Origin of the sequence: Acidisoma cellulosilyticum (assembly GCF_020621385.1) — a bacterium.
Taxonomy (GTDB): Bacteria; Pseudomonadota; Alphaproteobacteria; order Acetobacterales; family Acetobacteraceae; genus Acidisoma; species Acidisoma cellulosilyticum.
Genome location: NZ_JAESVA010000004.1, coordinates 468745 through 485754, shown reverse-complemented (window position 1 = coordinate 485754; position 17010 = coordinate 468745). Strand labels below are relative to the sequence as shown.

Annotated in this window: 15 protein-coding genes; 6 read left to right on the top strand and 9 right to left on the bottom strand. The window is 61.5% G+C overall.

Features of this window, described 5'->3' with window-relative positions; translation table 11 throughout:
* Positions 1 to 9: 9 nt before the first annotated feature.
* The 5 genes from ACELLULO517_RS14505 to ACELLULO517_RS14485 are packed head-to-tail and all read right to left on the bottom strand — an operon-like array spanning position 10 to position 4952.
* Positions 10 to 822, bottom strand: coding sequence for a carbohydrate ABC transporter permease (locus ACELLULO517_RS14505; protein ID WP_227308125.1), 813 nt, complete (start codon positions 820 to 822; stop codon positions 10 to 12).
* Positions 823 to 827: 5 nt separating this feature from the next.
* Positions 828 to 1730, bottom strand: coding sequence for a carbohydrate ABC transporter permease (locus ACELLULO517_RS14500; protein ID WP_227308124.1), 903 nt, complete (start codon positions 1728 to 1730; stop codon positions 828 to 830).
* A 10-nt stretch (positions 1731 to 1740) separates the two neighbouring features.
* Positions 1741 to 2967: an ABC transporter substrate-binding protein gene (locus ACELLULO517_RS14495; protein WP_227308123.1), complete on the bottom strand. Its 1227-nt coding sequence runs from the start codon at positions 2965 to 2967 to the stop codon at positions 1741 to 1743.
* A 57-nt stretch (positions 2968 to 3024) separates the two neighbouring features.
* Positions 3025 to 3912, bottom strand: a complete 888-nt coding sequence (locus ACELLULO517_RS14490) for a sugar phosphate isomerase/epimerase family protein (RefSeq protein WP_227308122.1) — start codon at positions 3910 to 3912, stop codon at positions 3025 to 3027.
* 17 nt (positions 3913 to 3929) lie between these two features.
* Positions 3930 to 4952 carry a Gfo/Idh/MocA family protein gene (locus tag ACELLULO517_RS14485; RefSeq protein ID WP_227308121.1) on the bottom strand — a complete coding sequence of 341 codons (1023 nt, stop codon included), beginning with the start codon at positions 4950 to 4952 and terminating at the stop codon, positions 3930 to 3932.
* Positions 4953 to 5081: 129 nt separating this feature from the next.
* On the opposite strand from ACELLULO517_RS14485, the gene ACELLULO517_RS14480 reads away from it, so the two are divergent.
* Positions 5082 to 6143 carry a LacI family DNA-binding transcriptional regulator gene (locus ACELLULO517_RS14480; RefSeq protein ID WP_227308120.1) on the top strand — a complete coding sequence of 354 codons (1062 nt, stop codon included), beginning with the start codon at positions 5082 to 5084 and terminating at the stop codon, positions 6141 to 6143.
* A 45-nt stretch (positions 6144 to 6188) separates the two neighbouring features.
* On the opposite strand, the gene ACELLULO517_RS14475 is transcribed toward ACELLULO517_RS14480, so the two are convergent.
* The 4 genes from ACELLULO517_RS14475 to melA all read right to left on the bottom strand — a co-directional run bounded on the left by ACELLULO517_RS14475 (position 6189) and on the right by melA (position 10889).
* Positions 6189 to 7034 carry a carbohydrate ABC transporter permease gene (locus ACELLULO517_RS14475; RefSeq protein WP_227308119.1) on the bottom strand — a complete coding sequence of 282 codons (846 nt, stop codon included), beginning with the start codon at positions 7032 to 7034 and terminating at the stop codon, positions 6189 to 6191.
* Position 7035: 1 nt separating this feature from the next.
* A complete protein-coding gene (locus tag ACELLULO517_RS14470; RefSeq protein WP_227308118.1) occupies positions 7036 to 8022 on the bottom strand; it encodes a carbohydrate ABC transporter permease in 987 nt (328 codons plus the stop codon).
* A gap of 7 nt (positions 8023 to 8029) precedes the next feature.
* Positions 8030 to 9298 carry an ABC transporter substrate-binding protein gene (locus ACELLULO517_RS14465; protein WP_227308117.1) on the bottom strand — a complete coding sequence of 423 codons (1269 nt, stop codon included), beginning with the start codon at positions 9296 to 9298 and terminating at the stop codon, positions 8030 to 8032.
* Positions 9299 to 9392: 94 nt separating this feature from the next.
* Entirely contained in the window at positions 9393 to 10889 is a 1497-nt protein-coding gene (gene melA, locus ACELLULO517_RS14460) for an alpha-glucosidase/alpha-galactosidase (protein ID WP_227308116.1), read from the bottom strand.
* 113 nt (positions 10890 to 11002) lie between these two features.
* Here melA and ACELLULO517_RS14455 point away from each other — a divergent pair, with 113 nt between their 5' ends.
* The 5 genes from ACELLULO517_RS14455 (at position 11003) to ACELLULO517_RS14435 (ending at position 17006) form a co-directional block, all read left to right on the top strand.
* On the top strand, positions 11003 to 11917 hold the full coding sequence (locus ACELLULO517_RS14455; protein WP_227308115.1) for a helix-turn-helix transcriptional regulator: 915 nt from the start codon (positions 11003 to 11005) through the stop codon (positions 11915 to 11917).
* Between the two features lie 251 nt (positions 11918 to 12168).
* On the top strand, positions 12169 to 13584 hold the full coding sequence (locus ACELLULO517_RS14450) for an APC family permease (RefSeq protein ID WP_227308114.1): 1416 nt from the start codon (positions 12169 to 12171) through the stop codon (positions 13582 to 13584).
* A gap of 69 nt (positions 13585 to 13653) precedes the next feature.
* Complete coding sequence (locus ACELLULO517_RS14445) at positions 13654 to 14901, top strand: M20 family metallopeptidase (protein ID WP_227308113.1); 1248 nt, start codon at positions 13654 to 13656, stop codon at positions 14899 to 14901.
* Positions 14902 to 14935: 34 nt separating this feature from the next.
* The gene (locus ACELLULO517_RS14440) at positions 14936 to 16012 is read left to right on the top strand and encodes a substrate-binding domain-containing protein (RefSeq protein ID WP_227308112.1); all 1077 of its coding nucleotides are present in this window, start codon (positions 14936 to 14938) and stop codon (positions 16010 to 16012) included.
* A gap of 10 nt (positions 16013 to 16022) precedes the next feature.
* A complete protein-coding gene (locus tag ACELLULO517_RS14435) occupies positions 16023 to 17006 on the top strand; it encodes an ABC transporter permease (protein WP_227308111.1) in 984 nt (327 codons plus the stop codon).
* The last annotated feature ends 4 nt before the right edge of the window (positions 17007 to 17010 follow it).

The following is a 17010-nucleotide window of genomic DNA, read 5'->3' as shown; positions in this document are numbered from 1 at the left end:
TATGCGAGATCATTTCAGCGCACCGGCCGTCAGCCCGCTGACGATTCTGCGCTGCAACAGCACAAAGACGATGAGGATCGGTGTGACGTAGATCGCCGAATAGGTCATCATGCCGTTCCAATCGCTGGTATTCGGGCCAAGGAAGGCTGATAGGCCCACGGTCGCCGTCTGCAAGTCATCCTGCGAAATCATCGAGCGCGCATAGACATATTCGCCGAAGCTTTGCAGGAACACGAGTATTCCCGTCACCAGAATGCCGTTGCGGGCAAGCGGCAGGATGATACGAAAGAAAGCACCGATGCGGGACGCACCGTCCACCATGGCGGCTAGCTCCAGCTCCGCCGGAATCTGGCTGAGGCTCGCGCGTGTCAGCACGATATAGAAGGGCAGCACCTTGGCGACTTGCGCCAGAATAACGGCCAGCCGCGGCGTCCGCAGAAGCCCGGCCTCGCTGAAACCCACGAAAAGCGGCATCACCATCAGGGAGGACGGCAGCACCTGCGTCATCAGGACGGCAAAGAGTGCGACATCCACCCAGCGGTTGCGGTATCGCGCCAAGACCCGCGCGCAGCCGGTGCCCAGCACGACGCAGATGACGGTGACACCGCCGGCGATGAGGAAGGAATTGGTGAGATAGGTCGCCATTTCGTGCTGGACGAAAACCTGACCGACAGTCCACACGATATGATGCGGCAGGAAGTGCGGCGGATAGGCAAACAGATCCTGGCTCGATTTCAGGGCGCTCACATACATCCAATAGAGCGGAAACAGATAGAGTCCGGTGATCACCAGACCGATGCCAAGCAGAAGCGACCGTTTCATCCTGCTCACGCCTGCTGCTCCAGCCTTGTCGAACGGACATAAAGGATGGCGACCAGGATCACGACCAGGATCATGACGACGGCGACGACGCTGCCGCCCGCGATGTCATAGGTCTCGAAAGACAGCTGCCAGGACCAGTATTGCGCGACATTCGAGGCATTGGACGGTCCCCCCTGGGTCAGTGCCGCGACGAGATCGTATTGCTGCATGGTGAAGATAATGCTGAGCGAGAGGACGGCGCCGAGCGTTGCCCGCATCATCGGCAGGGTCACAAACAGGAAGCGCTGGATCGCACTGGCGCCGTCCAAGGACGCCGCCTCATAGACATCCGCCGGAATGGCCGCGAGCCCGACGGACAGCAGCAGCATGTTGAACGGAATGCCCAGCCAGACATTGGCGATGATGAGCGAATAGAGCGCGACATGCGGATCGGAGATCCAGAAGATATGCCCTTTGATGAGGCCGAGTGAGCCCAGCAGGAAATTGACGACACCAAAATCCCCCGCCAGCAGCCAGCGCCAGATGGCGCCGACGACCAGCGCCGGCATCACCCATCCCGCGAGAAAAAGGCCGCGCAGCGTCGAAGCCCCAGGGAAATCCTGACGGAAATAGATGGCAAGCACGAGGCCAATGACGAGCTGAAGGACAACCGAGAGGACGACGAAGATCGCCGTATTCGTGGCCACGCGCCAGGCCACCGGCATGGCGAGCACATGGGCATAATTGCGCAGTCCAACGAAGGGCCGCGCCAGCGTGCCCAACGTGAACATATCGATCTTCTGCACCGACATGACGACGGTATAGAGCATCGGCAGCGCCGCGAAGACGAAGAGATAGGCGAGTGCCAGCGCGACCAGCGTCAGGTCAAAACTCGAACCATCCCTGAAGCGTGCGATCATCCGGGTCATGACAGCCCGCCTATTGGTTGACCGTCGCATCGACCGATTGCTGCGCGGTCGCCAATGCCTGGGCCGCCGTCGCCTGATGGGTGAGCGCGGCCTGGACCGCCGTCTGGATCGCCTGCGAGATGTCGGCCCAATGCGGGCTTGGCCCACGCACGCGCGCCGTCTGCAAGGCCTGCAGGAACAGCGCATAATCCGCCGGCCAGTTCGGATGATCGACCGTCACCTGCTCCACCGGCAGAAAGCCCCAATCGTTCCAGACGCTCGGCATCTTGCTATTGAGGAATTCCAGCAGCTCGAACGCCTCTTTCGGGTGCTGCGATTTCGCAAGGATGACGTTATCCCCTTCGCCGAGGGCCGAGACATGCGCACTGCCGGCCGTCATGGTGGGCAGCAGCGCCACGCGGTAGTCAAACTTCGCGTCCTTTGCCATGCGCGGCAATTCCCAGGGTCCGGAAATCGCCATGGCGGCGTCGCCGGCATTGAAGGTGGCGGTCGAATCATATTGACTGCGCACCAGCGTATCCGGGGAAGCAAGCTTCTCGTCGATCAGCTTCTGCCAGAATTGCAGCGCTTCCACGTCATTCGGCGTATTCAATCGGTTATAGTCGCCGCCTGCCATTTGAATCCAAGGCAGGAATTGGAAGGTCCCTTCCTCCGACGCGACTGCCGAGAAAGCGAGACCATAGACATGCTTGGCAGGATCGGTCAGCGTCTTGGCATCGGCGTAAAGCTCGGCCCAGGTCCGCGGCGGCTTGTTGGGATCCAGCCCCGCCGCCTTGAACTTGTCGGCATTGTAGTAGAGTGCCAAAGTATTGGCGCCGCGCGGAATGCCGTAGATCTTGTCGCCATATTTCACGGCAGCGAGCGGTCCGGGGTAGAATTTCGAAAGATCGATCATCTTCGACTGCGCGATCATCGGTGCCAGATCGAGCAGCAATCCCCGTGAGCCGAACAGATCGATATAGGGATTGTCGATATAGCTGATATCGGGAACGTCACCGGTAATCGAGGCGCGAGCGAGATCGTTATTGATGTCCTGAAACTGCACATGCTTGACATGCACGGTGATATCCGGATGCAGCGCCTCGAATTGCTTTGCCAGCGGGAACATATACTGGCTCTCCAGATCGATGGTCCAGACATTGAGCGTGATATGCGCGGCGTCCGCGCGGGGGGCACCAGTGAGACCCAAGGCGACCGCGCAGACAAGACCAGCGCTGAGGCATTTCAGGCGAGACATGGGCTTCCTCCTCTCAATTGTTATTGCGTTCGGGCGCCTCTTTGCGGGCGCTTGACGTCAGGCGGGGTTGGGAATGATGGTGCCGCCACGGCATAGCTGCAAATGGTGAAGGGCTGCCACCTGCCCTGTCATCTCCAGCGCATCGCGATAGACCGGGTCGTGCCAGCCCTCGATATCGATCGATCCACGATAGCCCGCAAGCCGAAGTTCCGAAATCACATCCGTCCAGTTGGAATCGCCAAAGCCCGGCGTGCGCATGAAGACGAAGGGATGTTTTCCAAATATTCCATGTTCTCGGATGACCTGCCAACGAATGGTGGCGTCCTTGCCATGGACATGGAAGATACGCGGCGCCCATTTGCGAATCTGCGGCAGCGGGTCGATGAGATAGACCATCTGATGGCAGGGTTCCCATTCCAGGCCGATATTCTCATCCGGCAAGGTATTGAACATCAACTCCCAGGCATCCGGATTATGCGCAATATTCCAGTCGCCGGAGGCCCAATTGCCGTCCATGGCGCAATTCTCGAAAGCGATGCGCAGCCCGCGATCCGCCGCGCGGCGCGCAAGCCCTCCCCACACCTCCTTGTACCGCGGCAGGCTCTCCTCGATCGGGCGGCCGCGCACGCGACCGGTAAAGCCCGCTATCGTCTTGGCACCGAAAAGATGAGCATTGTCGATGAGCGCTTTCCACCCGTCCAGCGTCGCACGGTCAAGTGCCCCGTCTTCCAGCGGATTGCCGAACATGCCGAGGGTCGAGATAGTGACATCGCGATCGCCGATCGCCTCCTGGATTTCGCCGGCCAGACGCGGCAAATCGGCGCCGCCCAGGCTCTGCCAGAAGAAAGGCTCGATGCTCTCAAAACCATGTGGCAGGATCTGACGCAGATAAGCGCCGACATCCCCCTGATTGCACTTCACCATCGTGCCGATGCGCAGGTCCATTGCCCGGTCCCTTTCCGTCAGACGTCAACCGCCACGCGCATGCCGCTTTCCGCACTGCGGATCGCGGCCATGACCATGGCGAAACTTTTGATATTGTCCTCGCCCCGCGTTTCAGGCTGTAAGCCGCCCTCAATCGCAGCAACGAAATCGCGCATCACGCCGAGATGGCCGTCGATACGGTCTTCGGCATCCCGTGGTGGAATTTCAACCGATTGCGCGGTGTCGAACAGATGGCTGCGTGGCGGCCCCACGATCTCGGCCCGAATATCGTCATGCCCATCCCAGACCAGACTGCCGCGCTCACCCACAATGCGCCAGGCGCTTTCCCAACTCGTGCCGAGACCCTGCGCGACCCAGGAGCCGCGATAGGTGAAGACGGCACCATCGGTGAGTTCGAAGATAGCGGCTGCCGAAGACTCGTGCGCAAACCAGGAGCCGGGGGGATTCCATTCGCGGCAATAGACCGCTTCCGCATCCTGACCAGAGAGGCAGCGCGCGGCGTCGAAAGTGTGAATTGCCATATCAAGCAGAAGGACATGACGCATGTCCTCCCGAAAGCCGCCGAAATGCGGCCCGAGAAAAAAGTCGCAATGCAGGCTGGTGACACGGCCCAGCACGCCGGACGCGAGAAGCCGCCGAATGCGCCGGATCGGCGCGATATAGCGGCGGTTCTGGATCACGGCATGAATGCGGCCCGCTGCCTTGGCCCTGGCCAGCAGATCGGCCGCCTGCGCCATGGTCTCCGCCATCGGTTTCTCGGTCAAAACATGGCAACCGCGGCTTAGCGCCTGCGCGACGAGCGTATGGCGCGCCATCGGCACCGCTACGTCGAACAGGATATCCGGGCGCAGCGCGTCGATCATCGCGACCGCATCCGCGCCGGTCTGCGCATTGCCGCCCCAACTGGCCGCCGCAGCCTGCGCACGCCGCGGATCAAGATCAACGAAGCCTGCGATCGACAGGCCAGGTATCTGTTTGGCAGCGTCAATCCATCCCGCGCTCATGGCGCCGCATCCGGTCAAAACCGCACGCAGACTCATCCTATCGTCCCCTCGCCTTTGCGTCCGTCTCTTCTGCCCTTGGGCGGAGACTAGTCCGTAAACGTTTACGACGTTATGATCGGAGTGGTGAGCAAGTCAAGACAAAGCTAAGGTTGCGCGGTGTCCAGCATGAAGAAGCCAAGCCTCATCCCTCACGCCCAGGCCGGAGCCTCAGGGATTCGTGATCTCGCGGCGAGGCTCGGCATTTCTATCGGCACTGTCTCCCGCGCGCTGAACGACAAGCCGGACGTCAATCCCGAGACGCGCAAGCGCGTCATCGCCGCGGCCAGCGAACTCGGCTATGTGCCCCAGCAATCCGGCCGTAGCCTGCGCAAAGGGGCCACGCATAATATCGGCCTACTTTGGGAAATCCCGGAAGGGCGTGCGGCGTACGGCGAACCCTTCTTCCTGTCGCTGTTCGGCGGCACCCAGCAGGTATTGAGCGCGCGAGGCTATGATCTGGTCATCATGCCCGATCAGCCGGGCGCGACGGCGGACCCGCTCGCGCGGTTGCGCCGCATCATCCAGCAGCGCCAGGTCGATGCGCTGATCCTGCCCTGGACGCGGACGATGGACCCGCGACTGGACTATCTGGCGGAGGTCGGCATCCCCTTCGTGGCCCTCGGCCGCAGCCGCTCGGGCGGCCCGCATCCCTGGATCGATCTTGATTTCGAACAAGCGGGAGAGTTTGCCACCGCGCGCTTCATCGCTGCCGGGCATCGCCGGATTGCCATCGCCATACCGGCCGACAGCCTTATGCAGAAGCGCTTCTTCCTTGCGGGCTATCGCCGTGCGCTGAAAGCCGCCGGCCTGCCTTTCGAGCGCGCCCTGGTGGCAGAAGGCCATGTCACGCCCGCCGGCGGCTATGCTGCCGCCACCCGGCTACTGGATGTCATTCCTCGCCCGACCGCGATGCTTGCCATCGACAGCAGCATGGCGGTCGGGATTTACCGGCGCCTGGCTGAGCTTGGCCTAAGCTGCGGCCAGGATGTCGCCGTCATCGGCGGGGTGCATGACACGCCCATGACGGAATTCCTGGTTCCGGCCTTGACCTGTTTCAGCCTGGATACCGTGGCCCTCGGCCGGCGCCTGGCGGAAATTCTTCTCGCTCGCCTGGACAGCAAGGCAAATCCCGCCGGTGAACTCTGGCCAATTGTCCTGGTCGAGCGGCAAAGCGACCGGATTGACTAAACGACCACGCCGCTCTCCGGATGGGCGTCCCACGATGATCGGGAATCACCCCTTCACGGCACCGACCGAAAGCCCGCCCGACAGAAAGCGCTGCAGATACAGAAAGCTCACCGCGACGGGCAGTATGGTAAGGACCGAGGCCGCCATCAAAGATCCCCAATCCGTCGAATGCGCCCCCCGAAACAGCATGATGCCAGGAGTCAACGTGCGATGGGCGTCATCGTTGATGAGGACATATCCGAACATGAACTCATTCCAGGCGGTGACGAAACCGAACAAACCTGTCGCCAGCAGCCCCGGCACCGAAAGTGGCAGCAAAATGCGGATCAGAAAGGCCGGGCGGGAACAACCGTCAAGTTCGGCCGCCTCCTCCAACTCCACCGGCAAGGCGTCGAAGAAGCTGCGCAGCATGAAGACCGCCAGCGGCACCATGAAGGTGCAATAGACGATAATGAGCGAGAGATAGGTGCTGAGCAGACCCAAATCCCGCATCGTCATGTAAAGCGGCACCAGAAGCAGAACGCCCGGAATCATCTGCGAGGCCAGCAGGGCACCCGCCACCACCCGCACCGGGCTCTGCCGCGGCCAACGGCTGAGCACATAGGCGCAGAAGGTCGAACTCACCATGGTGACGAGGGTCGAGAAACCCGAGACGATGATGCTGTTGCGTAGATAGATCAGGAAAGGACTGTGCAACAGCACGGTTGCGAAATTGACGAGGGTCGGATGCCGGATCAGGAAGGACGGTGTCGTGCTCAGCACCTCGTCTATCGGCTTGAAAGCCGTGTCCAGCATCCACAGAAAGGGAAAGAGGCAAAAAGCCGAAAAGGCGATGAGGACGCCGTAGCGTGCCGTCAGCGTGAACCGGTCCTGTGCGCCGACCATTGCCATGTCATGCGTCTCCTGCGTTCAGGCGCCGCACCCGCGCGCGGACAAGGCCCATAAACCCGTAGCGATACAGAAAGAACATCGTCGCCATGGCGGACATCATCATACCCGCGAGGGCGCAGGCAGCACCGACATCGAAATTCTGCAAGGCATAGCGGTAGATGAGGATCGGCAGCGTGGTCGAAGCGTTGAGCGGACCGCCTTCCGTCATCACCCAGATGAAGTCGAAATTCACCGCCGTCCAGATCACATGCAGGGTCACCAGCGTGAGGGTGACGGGTCGAAGATGCGGCAGGGAAATGTGCCAGAAGCGCTTCCAGGCCGGCGCACCGTCCAGGGCCGCCGCCTCATGCAACTCGGGCGGCACAGCCTGCAAAGCGGCCAGGAAGCTGATCGTATAGAAGGGAAAGGTGCGCCAGACATTGGCGAGCGTGACGGTCGGCAGGGCCGTATTCAACTGCCCCAGCCAATCCACCGGATGAGCGAGCAGACCGATATGGACGAGCCAGAGGTTGAGCACACCATAGTCGGGTGCGAGTATCCAGCTCCAATCAAGTCCCGCTACCACGATCGGGATCAGCCAGGGAATGATGATGCAGGCGCGGAATATGGCGCCGCCACGGATGGGGCCTACTAAGGCCAATGCGGAGGCGAGCCCCAGCACATATTCCCCACCCACCGAGAATACTGTCCAGAGAACAGTATTCCACAGCGCCGGCAGCAGATTGTCATCCTCGAAGACTGTCTCGAAATTGTCGAAGCCCGAGAAGCCTGTCGCAGTCGGGTTAGTGAGATTGACGTAGTGAACGCTTTCCCAAACGACATTCAGCAGGGGATAGGCAACCAGCGCCAGCAGCAACAGGGCGACAGGGACGAGGAAAACCCAGGCGATCAGCGGCAGGCGCCGCCGACGCCTTGGCGTTTTCGCCAAAGCCGTCTTGGCGCGCTGCGCGATGCCTTGGCCGCGGGCGATTGATTGAACCGCTCCCATGTTGCGCCTATGGGCTGCCCAGCTGGCCGGACTGGCGCAGGGCCTTATTGACCGCATGCCCCAGCCAGGCCGCTACGACATCCGGCTTCTGGTGTTTCAGCAACACACGGCCGACCGAATCCTCCATGCTCTGCGTGATGCTGCCGAGGGGCACCGGCGGGAAGACGACGCCGATCGGCGTCAGCACCGTGAAGCTTTTGCCCCAGATGCCGTCGCCGGTGACATCCATGCGCGGCGAGCGGTCACGGTCCACTGCGCCCTGATATTCGCGGCCGATCATGAACTGGGCGAGCTGCCAGGCAGCCGCTTCATGTGGACCTTTGAAAATGTAGAAGGGATTGACCTCGAAGAAGGTCGCGGGTGTCGTATTGTAGGGCGGCGGGACAATGTCCAAATCCGCCATTTCCTTCGGATTCTGCGCGACCCGCTCGGACATCCAGGAACCGTCGACGACCATGGCATAGCGCCCCTGGGCGAATTCGCTGTCTTCCTCATCATAGCCCCAACCCGCCGCCGCAGGGTCGATGGCGCCTGTCGTCGCCAGGCTTTGATAGAAGGCAAAGACCTCTGCCGCGCGCTTTATCTCCGCCGGATTGTCAGCCCAGTCATTGCGGAACTTGCCGTCCTTGGTCGGCACCGCGATCTTCACGCCGTTCTGCGCCAGGAACATGACGAGTTCCTGTGGCGTGCGCACGCCGGTGCCCGCGATGCCAAAAGCCGGCTTGCCTGTCGCGGCCTTGATTTTCGGTGCATCGGCCAGCAGTTCCGCCCAGGTCTTGGGTGGCGCCGCGATCCCCGCCTTCTTGAGCATATCGGTATGGACGAGCAGAGCGCGAAGCCCGATGTAATTCGGCACGGCGCGAAGCTTGCCGTCGATCGTGAGCGCCGCCAGGGCATTGGGGTAGAGCGCCTTACCCTCAGGCGCGGCGCTCATCTGCGCCGACAGATCAGGCAGAGCGCCCATCCGGTTCAGCTCACCCAGCCATTCAACCAGGCCCCAGGATATATCCGGCGCGTCGCCGCCCACCACGGATGTGATAAGCTTGTCGTGCAGCGCATCGAAAGCGATGACCTGGACATTAACCTTGATGTCCGGATGCGATTGTTCGAACAAAGCGATCTGCTTCATCCCGTCGATACCGTCGCTTTTGGTGGGGTCCCAGGCCGCCCAGAAGTTGAGCGTCACGGGCGCGGCATGCGCCGGCACACTGGCAAAACCGCCAGCGATGAACAGAAAAGCCGCGGCCAGATGGCACCGATATCGGCGAGCTTTCACGAAGGTTTCCTTTTCCCCATTTATGGTCGAGGCCCGGAGGTCTAACGCCTCCTCATCGGCCAGCGCGGAGGCGCCCTGCCGAGCGCCTTGCCGTTTACGCCACGATCTGCTTGTCCGGCGTCATACCTTCCGCTTTCTGAGCGCGGTCGATGCGCATCTGCGCGACGGAGCGTGTCGGCAATCGGGCCGCACCGTCCCAGTCCCGCGTCGGGATAAGCGCCCCGGACAAGCGCCGCTTCGCGTCCGGCACTGCCGCCGCATATTGCGGCAGCCAACGGGCCTGCGCCACGACCATCTCATCGGTCATCTGCCAGACCTCCTCAGGCGTGCAAACGGCACCGACCAGCGGGTCATTCAGCATGGCGAGCTTCAGCGTCTCGATATCACCGGTCACGGCGGCCTTGACCGCAAGGCGCTGCACGTTGATGGACGCTATGCAGGGCACGGCGCAGGCATCGGGCAGTTTGAGCCCGGCGACCATGTTGAGCCCGAAACGGTCGACGAAACCGGGCGTTTCGACAATGGCATCCGCCGGCAGGTTGACGACCAGCCCCTTGTTCGGAACGTTGAAATGGCCCCGATAGACGCGCCCGGTCTCCAGCGCCTCGATAATATAGCTCGCATGCTCGTCCGTCCGCCGCTGCGGATCGACCGCGATCTCGGCTTCCTGAAGATAGCGGGGAAATTCCTCCTCGAACCAATTACGACCCTCCGTGCAGATGCGGAGATAGCCGCCTGTCTCGCCGTGAATCCATTGCGAGAGGTCAATCCATTTGCGGGTTTCTTCGGGACGCTTGCGATACCAGGGCAAGTATTCCGACAGATGACCGTTCGACTCCGTGGAGTAGACGCCGAAGCGGCGCAGCACATCGATACGCAGCTTTTCCTGCTGCGAATAGACAGGGTGCCTTTCGAAACCGGCCAGCAATTCCTCCCGCCCGATCGGTCGGCCCTTGAACCGGATATCCGTGTACCAGGTTTGATGATTGATCCCCGTGCAGATGTATTCGACATCCTCGGGCTTGTCCGCACCCAATACTTCGGCGATCTGCCGCCAACCGTGCTGGACACCGTGGCATAGGCCGATGGTATCGACACCGCCATGCTCGATCGCCGCCCAGGTATTCATCGCCATGGGGTTAGCATAATTGAGCAGGCGCGCGCCGGTTTCAGCTTCGGCCTTGATGTCCCTGCAGAAATCCAGAATGGCCGGAATGGTACGCTGGCCATACATAATACCGCCCGCGCAGATGGTATCACCCACGCATTGGTCGACGCCGTATTTCAGTGGAATACCGATATCGTCTTTGAACGCCTCCAACCCGCCTTGGCGGACACAACAGATGACATAGCGTGCTCCCTCCAGCGCCCGCGCGCGCTCGGTCGTCGCGGTAATGCGGGCGGGAAGACCGCTGACCGCGACGATACGGTCCAGGATTTGCTTGATCATATCGAGATTGTGAGCGTTGAGATCCGTCAGCGCGAATTCCACCTCCTGGAGTTCCGGAACGCTCAGAATGTCTCGCACCAAGGTGCGCGTGAAGCCCACGCTGCCGGCGCCGACGATGGCGATTTTGAATGCTTGGCTCATGAGCCCTCCCTCTTTGTTCGGCCAGCCTCTTCGGGCGCCTTGTCAGCAAGACAAACTTGACACACATCATGCCCGTTCCGCAGGAAGAAAGCTGTGCTTCGAGGGGTAAAATTGTGCTGAACGCACTCATCGAGCGAGGCGCCTTCCGGACCACCGTCTCGGCACCACGGCGGCGCGGCCGGCTGCATGTGATGCCGACGACCGTCGGCCTCGAAGAGGCCGTGGGGCCGGGCTATAGTTTCGACGGGCGGAAACGCGGGCCGCTCCCTTTCGCCGTATTACAACATACGATCAGCGGCTGCGGGCGATTGCGCTTCGGGCGCCAATTCCATCGCGTCGCGCCCGGCCAGACCATGCTGGTCACCATCCCGCACACGCACAGATATTGGCTTGAGGCCGGGGAAACCTGGTCCTTCTTCTGGATCGGGCTGACCGGCCAGGAGGCATTGCGGCTGCTCTACGCTATTCAAAGCGCCGCCGGCCCGGTGCTGACCCTCGATCACGCCACCATCGATCGTCTGGCAGGCTTCTGTCTGGAACTTGGCGACCGGGCGGCTGATCGGGATGCTGTCGGCTCCCTATCCGCCATCGCTTACGCGGTGCTGATGTGCTTGGTCGATGACGTGCTCGGTCGTCATCACGCGATCCGCGCCGAAGCGAACAGCGATGATGTCGAACGTGTTTGTCGGCATGTGCGCACAAATCTTGACCAGCCCTTGAATGTGAGCGACTTGGCTGCCGTTGCCGGGTATAGCCGCGCGCATTTCTCGCGTTTGTTCGCAGCGGAAACGGGACTGGCCCCGGCGGAATTCATCTGTCGGGAGCGGATGCGCCTGGCGAGCCGCCTTCTCGCGAATGCCAGTCTGAGTGTGAAGGATATTTCCTCAGCCTGCGGATATGCGGATCCGAATTATTTTGCCAAGGCGTTTCGTAAACACTTCGAAACAAGCCCGACGGAGTTTCGGGCTGCCGCCTCGCGAAGCGATGATGCCGCGCGTCCTGTCCTTCATCCGAACCGTCAGGACTAGCTGTGCTTGCAAGTTTGATAGGCTCCCTGCCCGTCCTGCTGTTTCCTCGCAAGCGGTGGGTCTGCTCTTCAAGCTGCGGAGGCTTACGCCTTGGAGGAAGGCTCCCCGGTTCGCGCAAAGGGGCCGCTCCTTGATGTCTGGCTTCGTGCGGCATCCCAGGTGAGACCAGGCAGGCGCGATGATTAAGTCTTGCGTTTGGAATTCAAATCACTGTTAATTCGTCAGGGTGACGAACTTAATGGGGGTGTTCCTTGGCTGAGTTGCGCAAAAATGCTATCAGCCTGTTCGGGGCCATTGCCGCGACCTGCGCTTTCATGGGGCCGGCCACCTCGGTCTATTTCAATACCGGGCTTGGCATCCAGAATGCCGGCAATGCCATCGGCTTTGCCCTGATCCTGGCCATGGTTGCCACTTTCTTTATCGCCTTCGTCATCGCGCAATTCGCAAAGCAAATTCCGACCGCCGGATTTGCCTATACCTTTGCCGTGCGCGGCCTGGGTCCCAAGGTCGGATTTGTCACGGGCTGGCTGCTGGTCGGCGGCTATGCGATGCTGGCGCCGATGCTGCTGGCCGCAATCGGCTATTTTCTGGCGCAGTTCTTGGCCCAGATAACTGGCATCAGCTTGTCCTGGGCTGTCTATTCCGTGATCGTGGCAGCGCTCATCCTGTTTCTCGCTTGTCGCGGTATCGGGGTCTCGGTCAAAGTCGCGATCGTCATGCTGCTCGTCGAAATTGTCGTGATGATGCTGTTTTTTCTGACCGTTCTTATTCATGGCGGCGGGCAAGGCATTGCCCTGACGACGTTCAATCCGGCCAGCGCACCAGCATCCGGCAGCCTGAATGGCATCGGCACCGCAGTGCTGTGGTTCATCCTGATGTTCGTCGGCTTCGAAAGTGCCGCGACCATGGGTGAAGAAACCCGCGACCCCAAGCATAATATCCCTCGCGCGCTGATGCTGTGCGTGGGCGGTATCGGTATCTTCTACCTTGTGTCCGCCTTGGCGGCCGTCACCGGCTACGGGCCGTCGCATGTAAAAGACGTGCTGGGAGCCATCAACAAAGGCGGCAATCCCTGGGACCCGTTGTTTCACGCCTTTTGGGGTCACGGCGCCGGCATTGTCGTCCAGCTCGTGGTGCTGAACTCGATCTTCGCCAATCTTCTGGCCGGTTTCAACTCCGTCATCCGCATCCTTTACGCCATGGGCCGCGAGCGCGTTCTGCCACCGGTGCTTGGGGAGGTTTCAGGGCGCCAGGTGCCCGCGAAAGCCGCCGTTCTTTATATGGCGCTCTCCCTCGCCCTCACCCTGATTCTCGGCTTCACCTGGGATCCGATGACTGTCTATGGCTGGGCGGGTACCGTGCTGGGGCTTGCGATCGTGCTCGTCTATATCGTGATCTGCGCCAGCCTGTTTGCCTTCTATCGCCGCCGCGGCGCGGAATTCAGCTGGATCAAGCATGCGCTTGTGCCCCTGATCGCGACCCTCCTGCTTCTATTGCCGCTGAAGGGCGTGCTGATGTCGACCCTTCCGGTCGGTGGTGGCACCGCCCCCATGACGGCCGTACCTTATGTCGTCGGCATATGGATCGTCTTCGGTGTCCTCTATTCACTCTGGCTGGCGCGATTCCGTAAATCCGTCATGACCGGGATGGGTCGCGCTTTCGAGTAGTTCGGCCCATCCTCGCCTACCAAGGAAGCGGCGCCTGTGTCGTCGCTTCCGCCCGCTGGAGAGTGTTCGATGACCATGTTGAGAGATCGCCTCAAGGCGGCCCTTGATCCGGATGCCGCCATCGACCGGCTGAAGCGGCTTGTGCATTGCCCGAGCGTCACCGGGCAAGAGGATGACATCGCGGCGCTGCTGGAAGTCGACCTTCAGACCCTGGGACTGGATGAGGTCACGCGATGGGCCTTCGCCACAGGTCGCTTCAATGTGCGCGCAAGGCGCTCGATCGCGTCGGACCGGCCCACGGTACTCCTCGTGGGTCACACGGATACCGTGCATGTCCGCGGGTGGCAGGAGCGATGGGCTGGAACCGATCGCGCGAACGCCTTTGCGGCTACCGAGGTTGATGGGGAGATCTGGGGACGCGGAACGGCGGATATGAAGATCGGGATTGCGACCGCACTCTCGGCCATCGACCTTCTCAACCGCGCGGGCATCGCGCCAAGCTGCAACCTGCAACTGGCCTTCGTCGGCGATGAGGAGAGTGGGGAGCCAGGGTCCGGCGTCAGTGCGGGCATGAAGGCGCTGATGCCGGTCTATGATACCGGCCTATGGCCGATACCCGACCTCGCCATCTACGGCGAACCGTCGAGCCTCGATGTCTATACCGCCCATATGGGGTTTTTCATCTGCGACATAACGGTCAATGGCAAGTCAGCCTATTTCGGCTTGCCTGAGCAAGGCGTCGACGCGCTGAAGGCCGGCAATGCCATCCTGACGGCGCTATGGCAGCTATCGGATGAGATCCGCGCCGCAGGGTCGGATCCGATGATCGGGCCCGGCTTCCTGGTCGTCACCGGCGTCAATGCCGGCGGCTATATTGCCGTGCCCGGCGATTGTCGCATCAGTCTCATCCGCAAGCTGATCCCGGGCGAGGACGCGGAGGTGGAGCGGCAGCGGCTTGAAACTGTCGTGCGAAACGCGATCACGGACGATCTCATCACGGTCACCTTCGGCTATCCAGCGGGACGCGACAGCAGTATCGGCGGCACGCCGCTTGTCACGGACGCGGCTGTGCCTGCGATTGGCATGCTGATCGATGCCATCCGCAGCGTGGTACCAGCGGCTGGGCGCATCGGCCCCTGCGCCGGCTGGTCGGAAGGCCCGTTCCTGTCCGCGCGCGGCGCGCCTGTCGTCTATTTCTCGCCGGGCGATTTCGTCCATTGCCATACATTGGAAGAGCGTGTGAGCCTGGGCGCCTATGCAGACGGCATTTTGGCCCTCGCGATTTTTTTGGCGAGCTACGGCCAGACGACAGCCTGACGCAGGGGCTGGACCAATCAACAGGAGCGATAGGATGACAAGACTGAGTTCAAAACTTCTCGCGACCGCCGCCATTCTCCTCGGTCTTGCTTACACGACTGAGGTCTATGCCGCTGCCCCCGCGACTGTCGGACCGCATGGCGAAAGCGCCACACCGTCAAGCGCCCTGTCTCTCACGCCGGTTGAGATCGCGAAGCTTAAGGCTGGTCATTACACGGCCGCTTTCGTTTGGCACACCACGTCCGATTTCACCAACGGCGTTACCGCCGGTGCGACCGATACATTCGCCAAGCTCGGCATCAAGGTCATAGCGACGACGGATGCAGGCTTTGACTCGGCGAAGCAGATGGATGACGTGCAGACGATCACCGCACGGCGGCCGAGCGTCATCCTGTCGCTGCCGCTCGATCCCGTCGGCTCGGCCGCGGCCTTCCGTCCGGCCCTGGCGGACGGCACGAAGCTGGTCTTTCTGTCCAATGTTCCCAACGGCTACAAGGCCGGCAAGGATTACGTCGCGATCGTGACCGACGACCTGCATGCCATGGGCAGTCGCGCGGCCGATGCGCTTGCCAGCGCAATCGGCGACAAGGGCAAGGTCGGCTATATTTTCCATGATGCCCAATATTACGTCACCAACCAGCGCGATCAGGCCTTCAAATCCACCATCGAGGATCAATACAAGAATATCACCATCAACGAGCAGCAGGGCATTTCCGATCCGGCCAATGCCGAAGACATCGCCAATGCCATGCTGACGAAGACGCCCGGTCTCGACGGTATCTATGTCACCTGGGCCGAGCCTGCGGAGGGTGTTCTGGCCGCTCTGCGTGCCGCTGGAAACAAGCATACAAAGATCGTGACGCTGGATCTGTCCGAACCCATCGCGCTCGACATGGCCCAGAACGGCAATGTGGCTGCGATCGTCGCCGACGCGACCTATGAACTCGGGCGTACCATGGCAACCGCCGCGGCCTATGGCCTGCTCGGCAAGCCTTGCCCCGGCTTTATTGTCGCGCCGGCCATGACCATCACCAAAGCCAATCTGCTGGCCGGCTACGAGGCGTCGCTGCATCGCGAGGCACCGAAATCGGTCATCGACGCGCTTAAATAGGATCGCGGTCGTGACGTCAGACGTGACGCAACAGAAAGGCCCCAGGGTCATGCTCGGCAGATTGGCCAGGCTCGATACCAGCCGCTACATCGTCTATGTCGGATTTCTGGCCATCTTCGCGTTTTTTGCCCTGGCATTGCAGGGTGACGGTTTCCTGACGCGGTCCAACCTCGTCAATATCGTGCAGGAGACCGCGCCCATCACCGTCATGGCGGTCGGCATGGTCTTTGCCCTCACGGCTGGTGAGATCGACCTCTCCATCGGCTCGGTCGTCGCGATTTCGGCGCTCGTCGCGGCTGTCACCATGCAGAACCATGTCTGGGAACTGGGCGTCGTCGCCGGTCTGGCGGCCGGCGCGGCGATCGGTTTGATGAACGGTGCGCTTGTCGCCTATCTCAGGCTCCCGTCCTTTCTGGTGACCCTGGCATCCATGGGGCTGCTGGCCGGCGTGGGGCGATGGCTGACCAATCTTCGCTCCATTCCGGTGACCGACCCGACCTTTACAGGCATGTTCGGCGCGGGAAGCCTGTTCGGCGTTCCGTCCCTGGTGATCTGGACGATAGCGGCAACCATCACCGGGCATTTTGTCTTCCGTGAGAGCAAGTTCGGCGCGCATGTTCTGGCAACCGGCGACAATCATCGCGCGGCACGCGCCGCCGGTATCGGCGTCGACCGCCTGCGCCTTGGCGTTCTCGTCATCAGCGCGATGGGTGCCGCGCTCGCGGGCTTGCTCTATGCCGGCCGGCTATACGGCGCCCGCTATACGCTCGGCGATTCCGACCTCCTGACGGTCATCGCGGCCGTCATTGTCGGCGGCACAAGATTGAACGGCGGCACTGGCAGTGTCGTGGGCGCGCTGATCGGATCGCTGCTGATGGGCATGCTCAACAACGGGCTTATCCTGATGGGCCTGACGGTTGCGGAACAGATGATGGTCCGTGGCCTTATCATTCTCGTCGCCGTCGCTACAACGCTGCGCGAAAAGCGAAGCTAGAGGA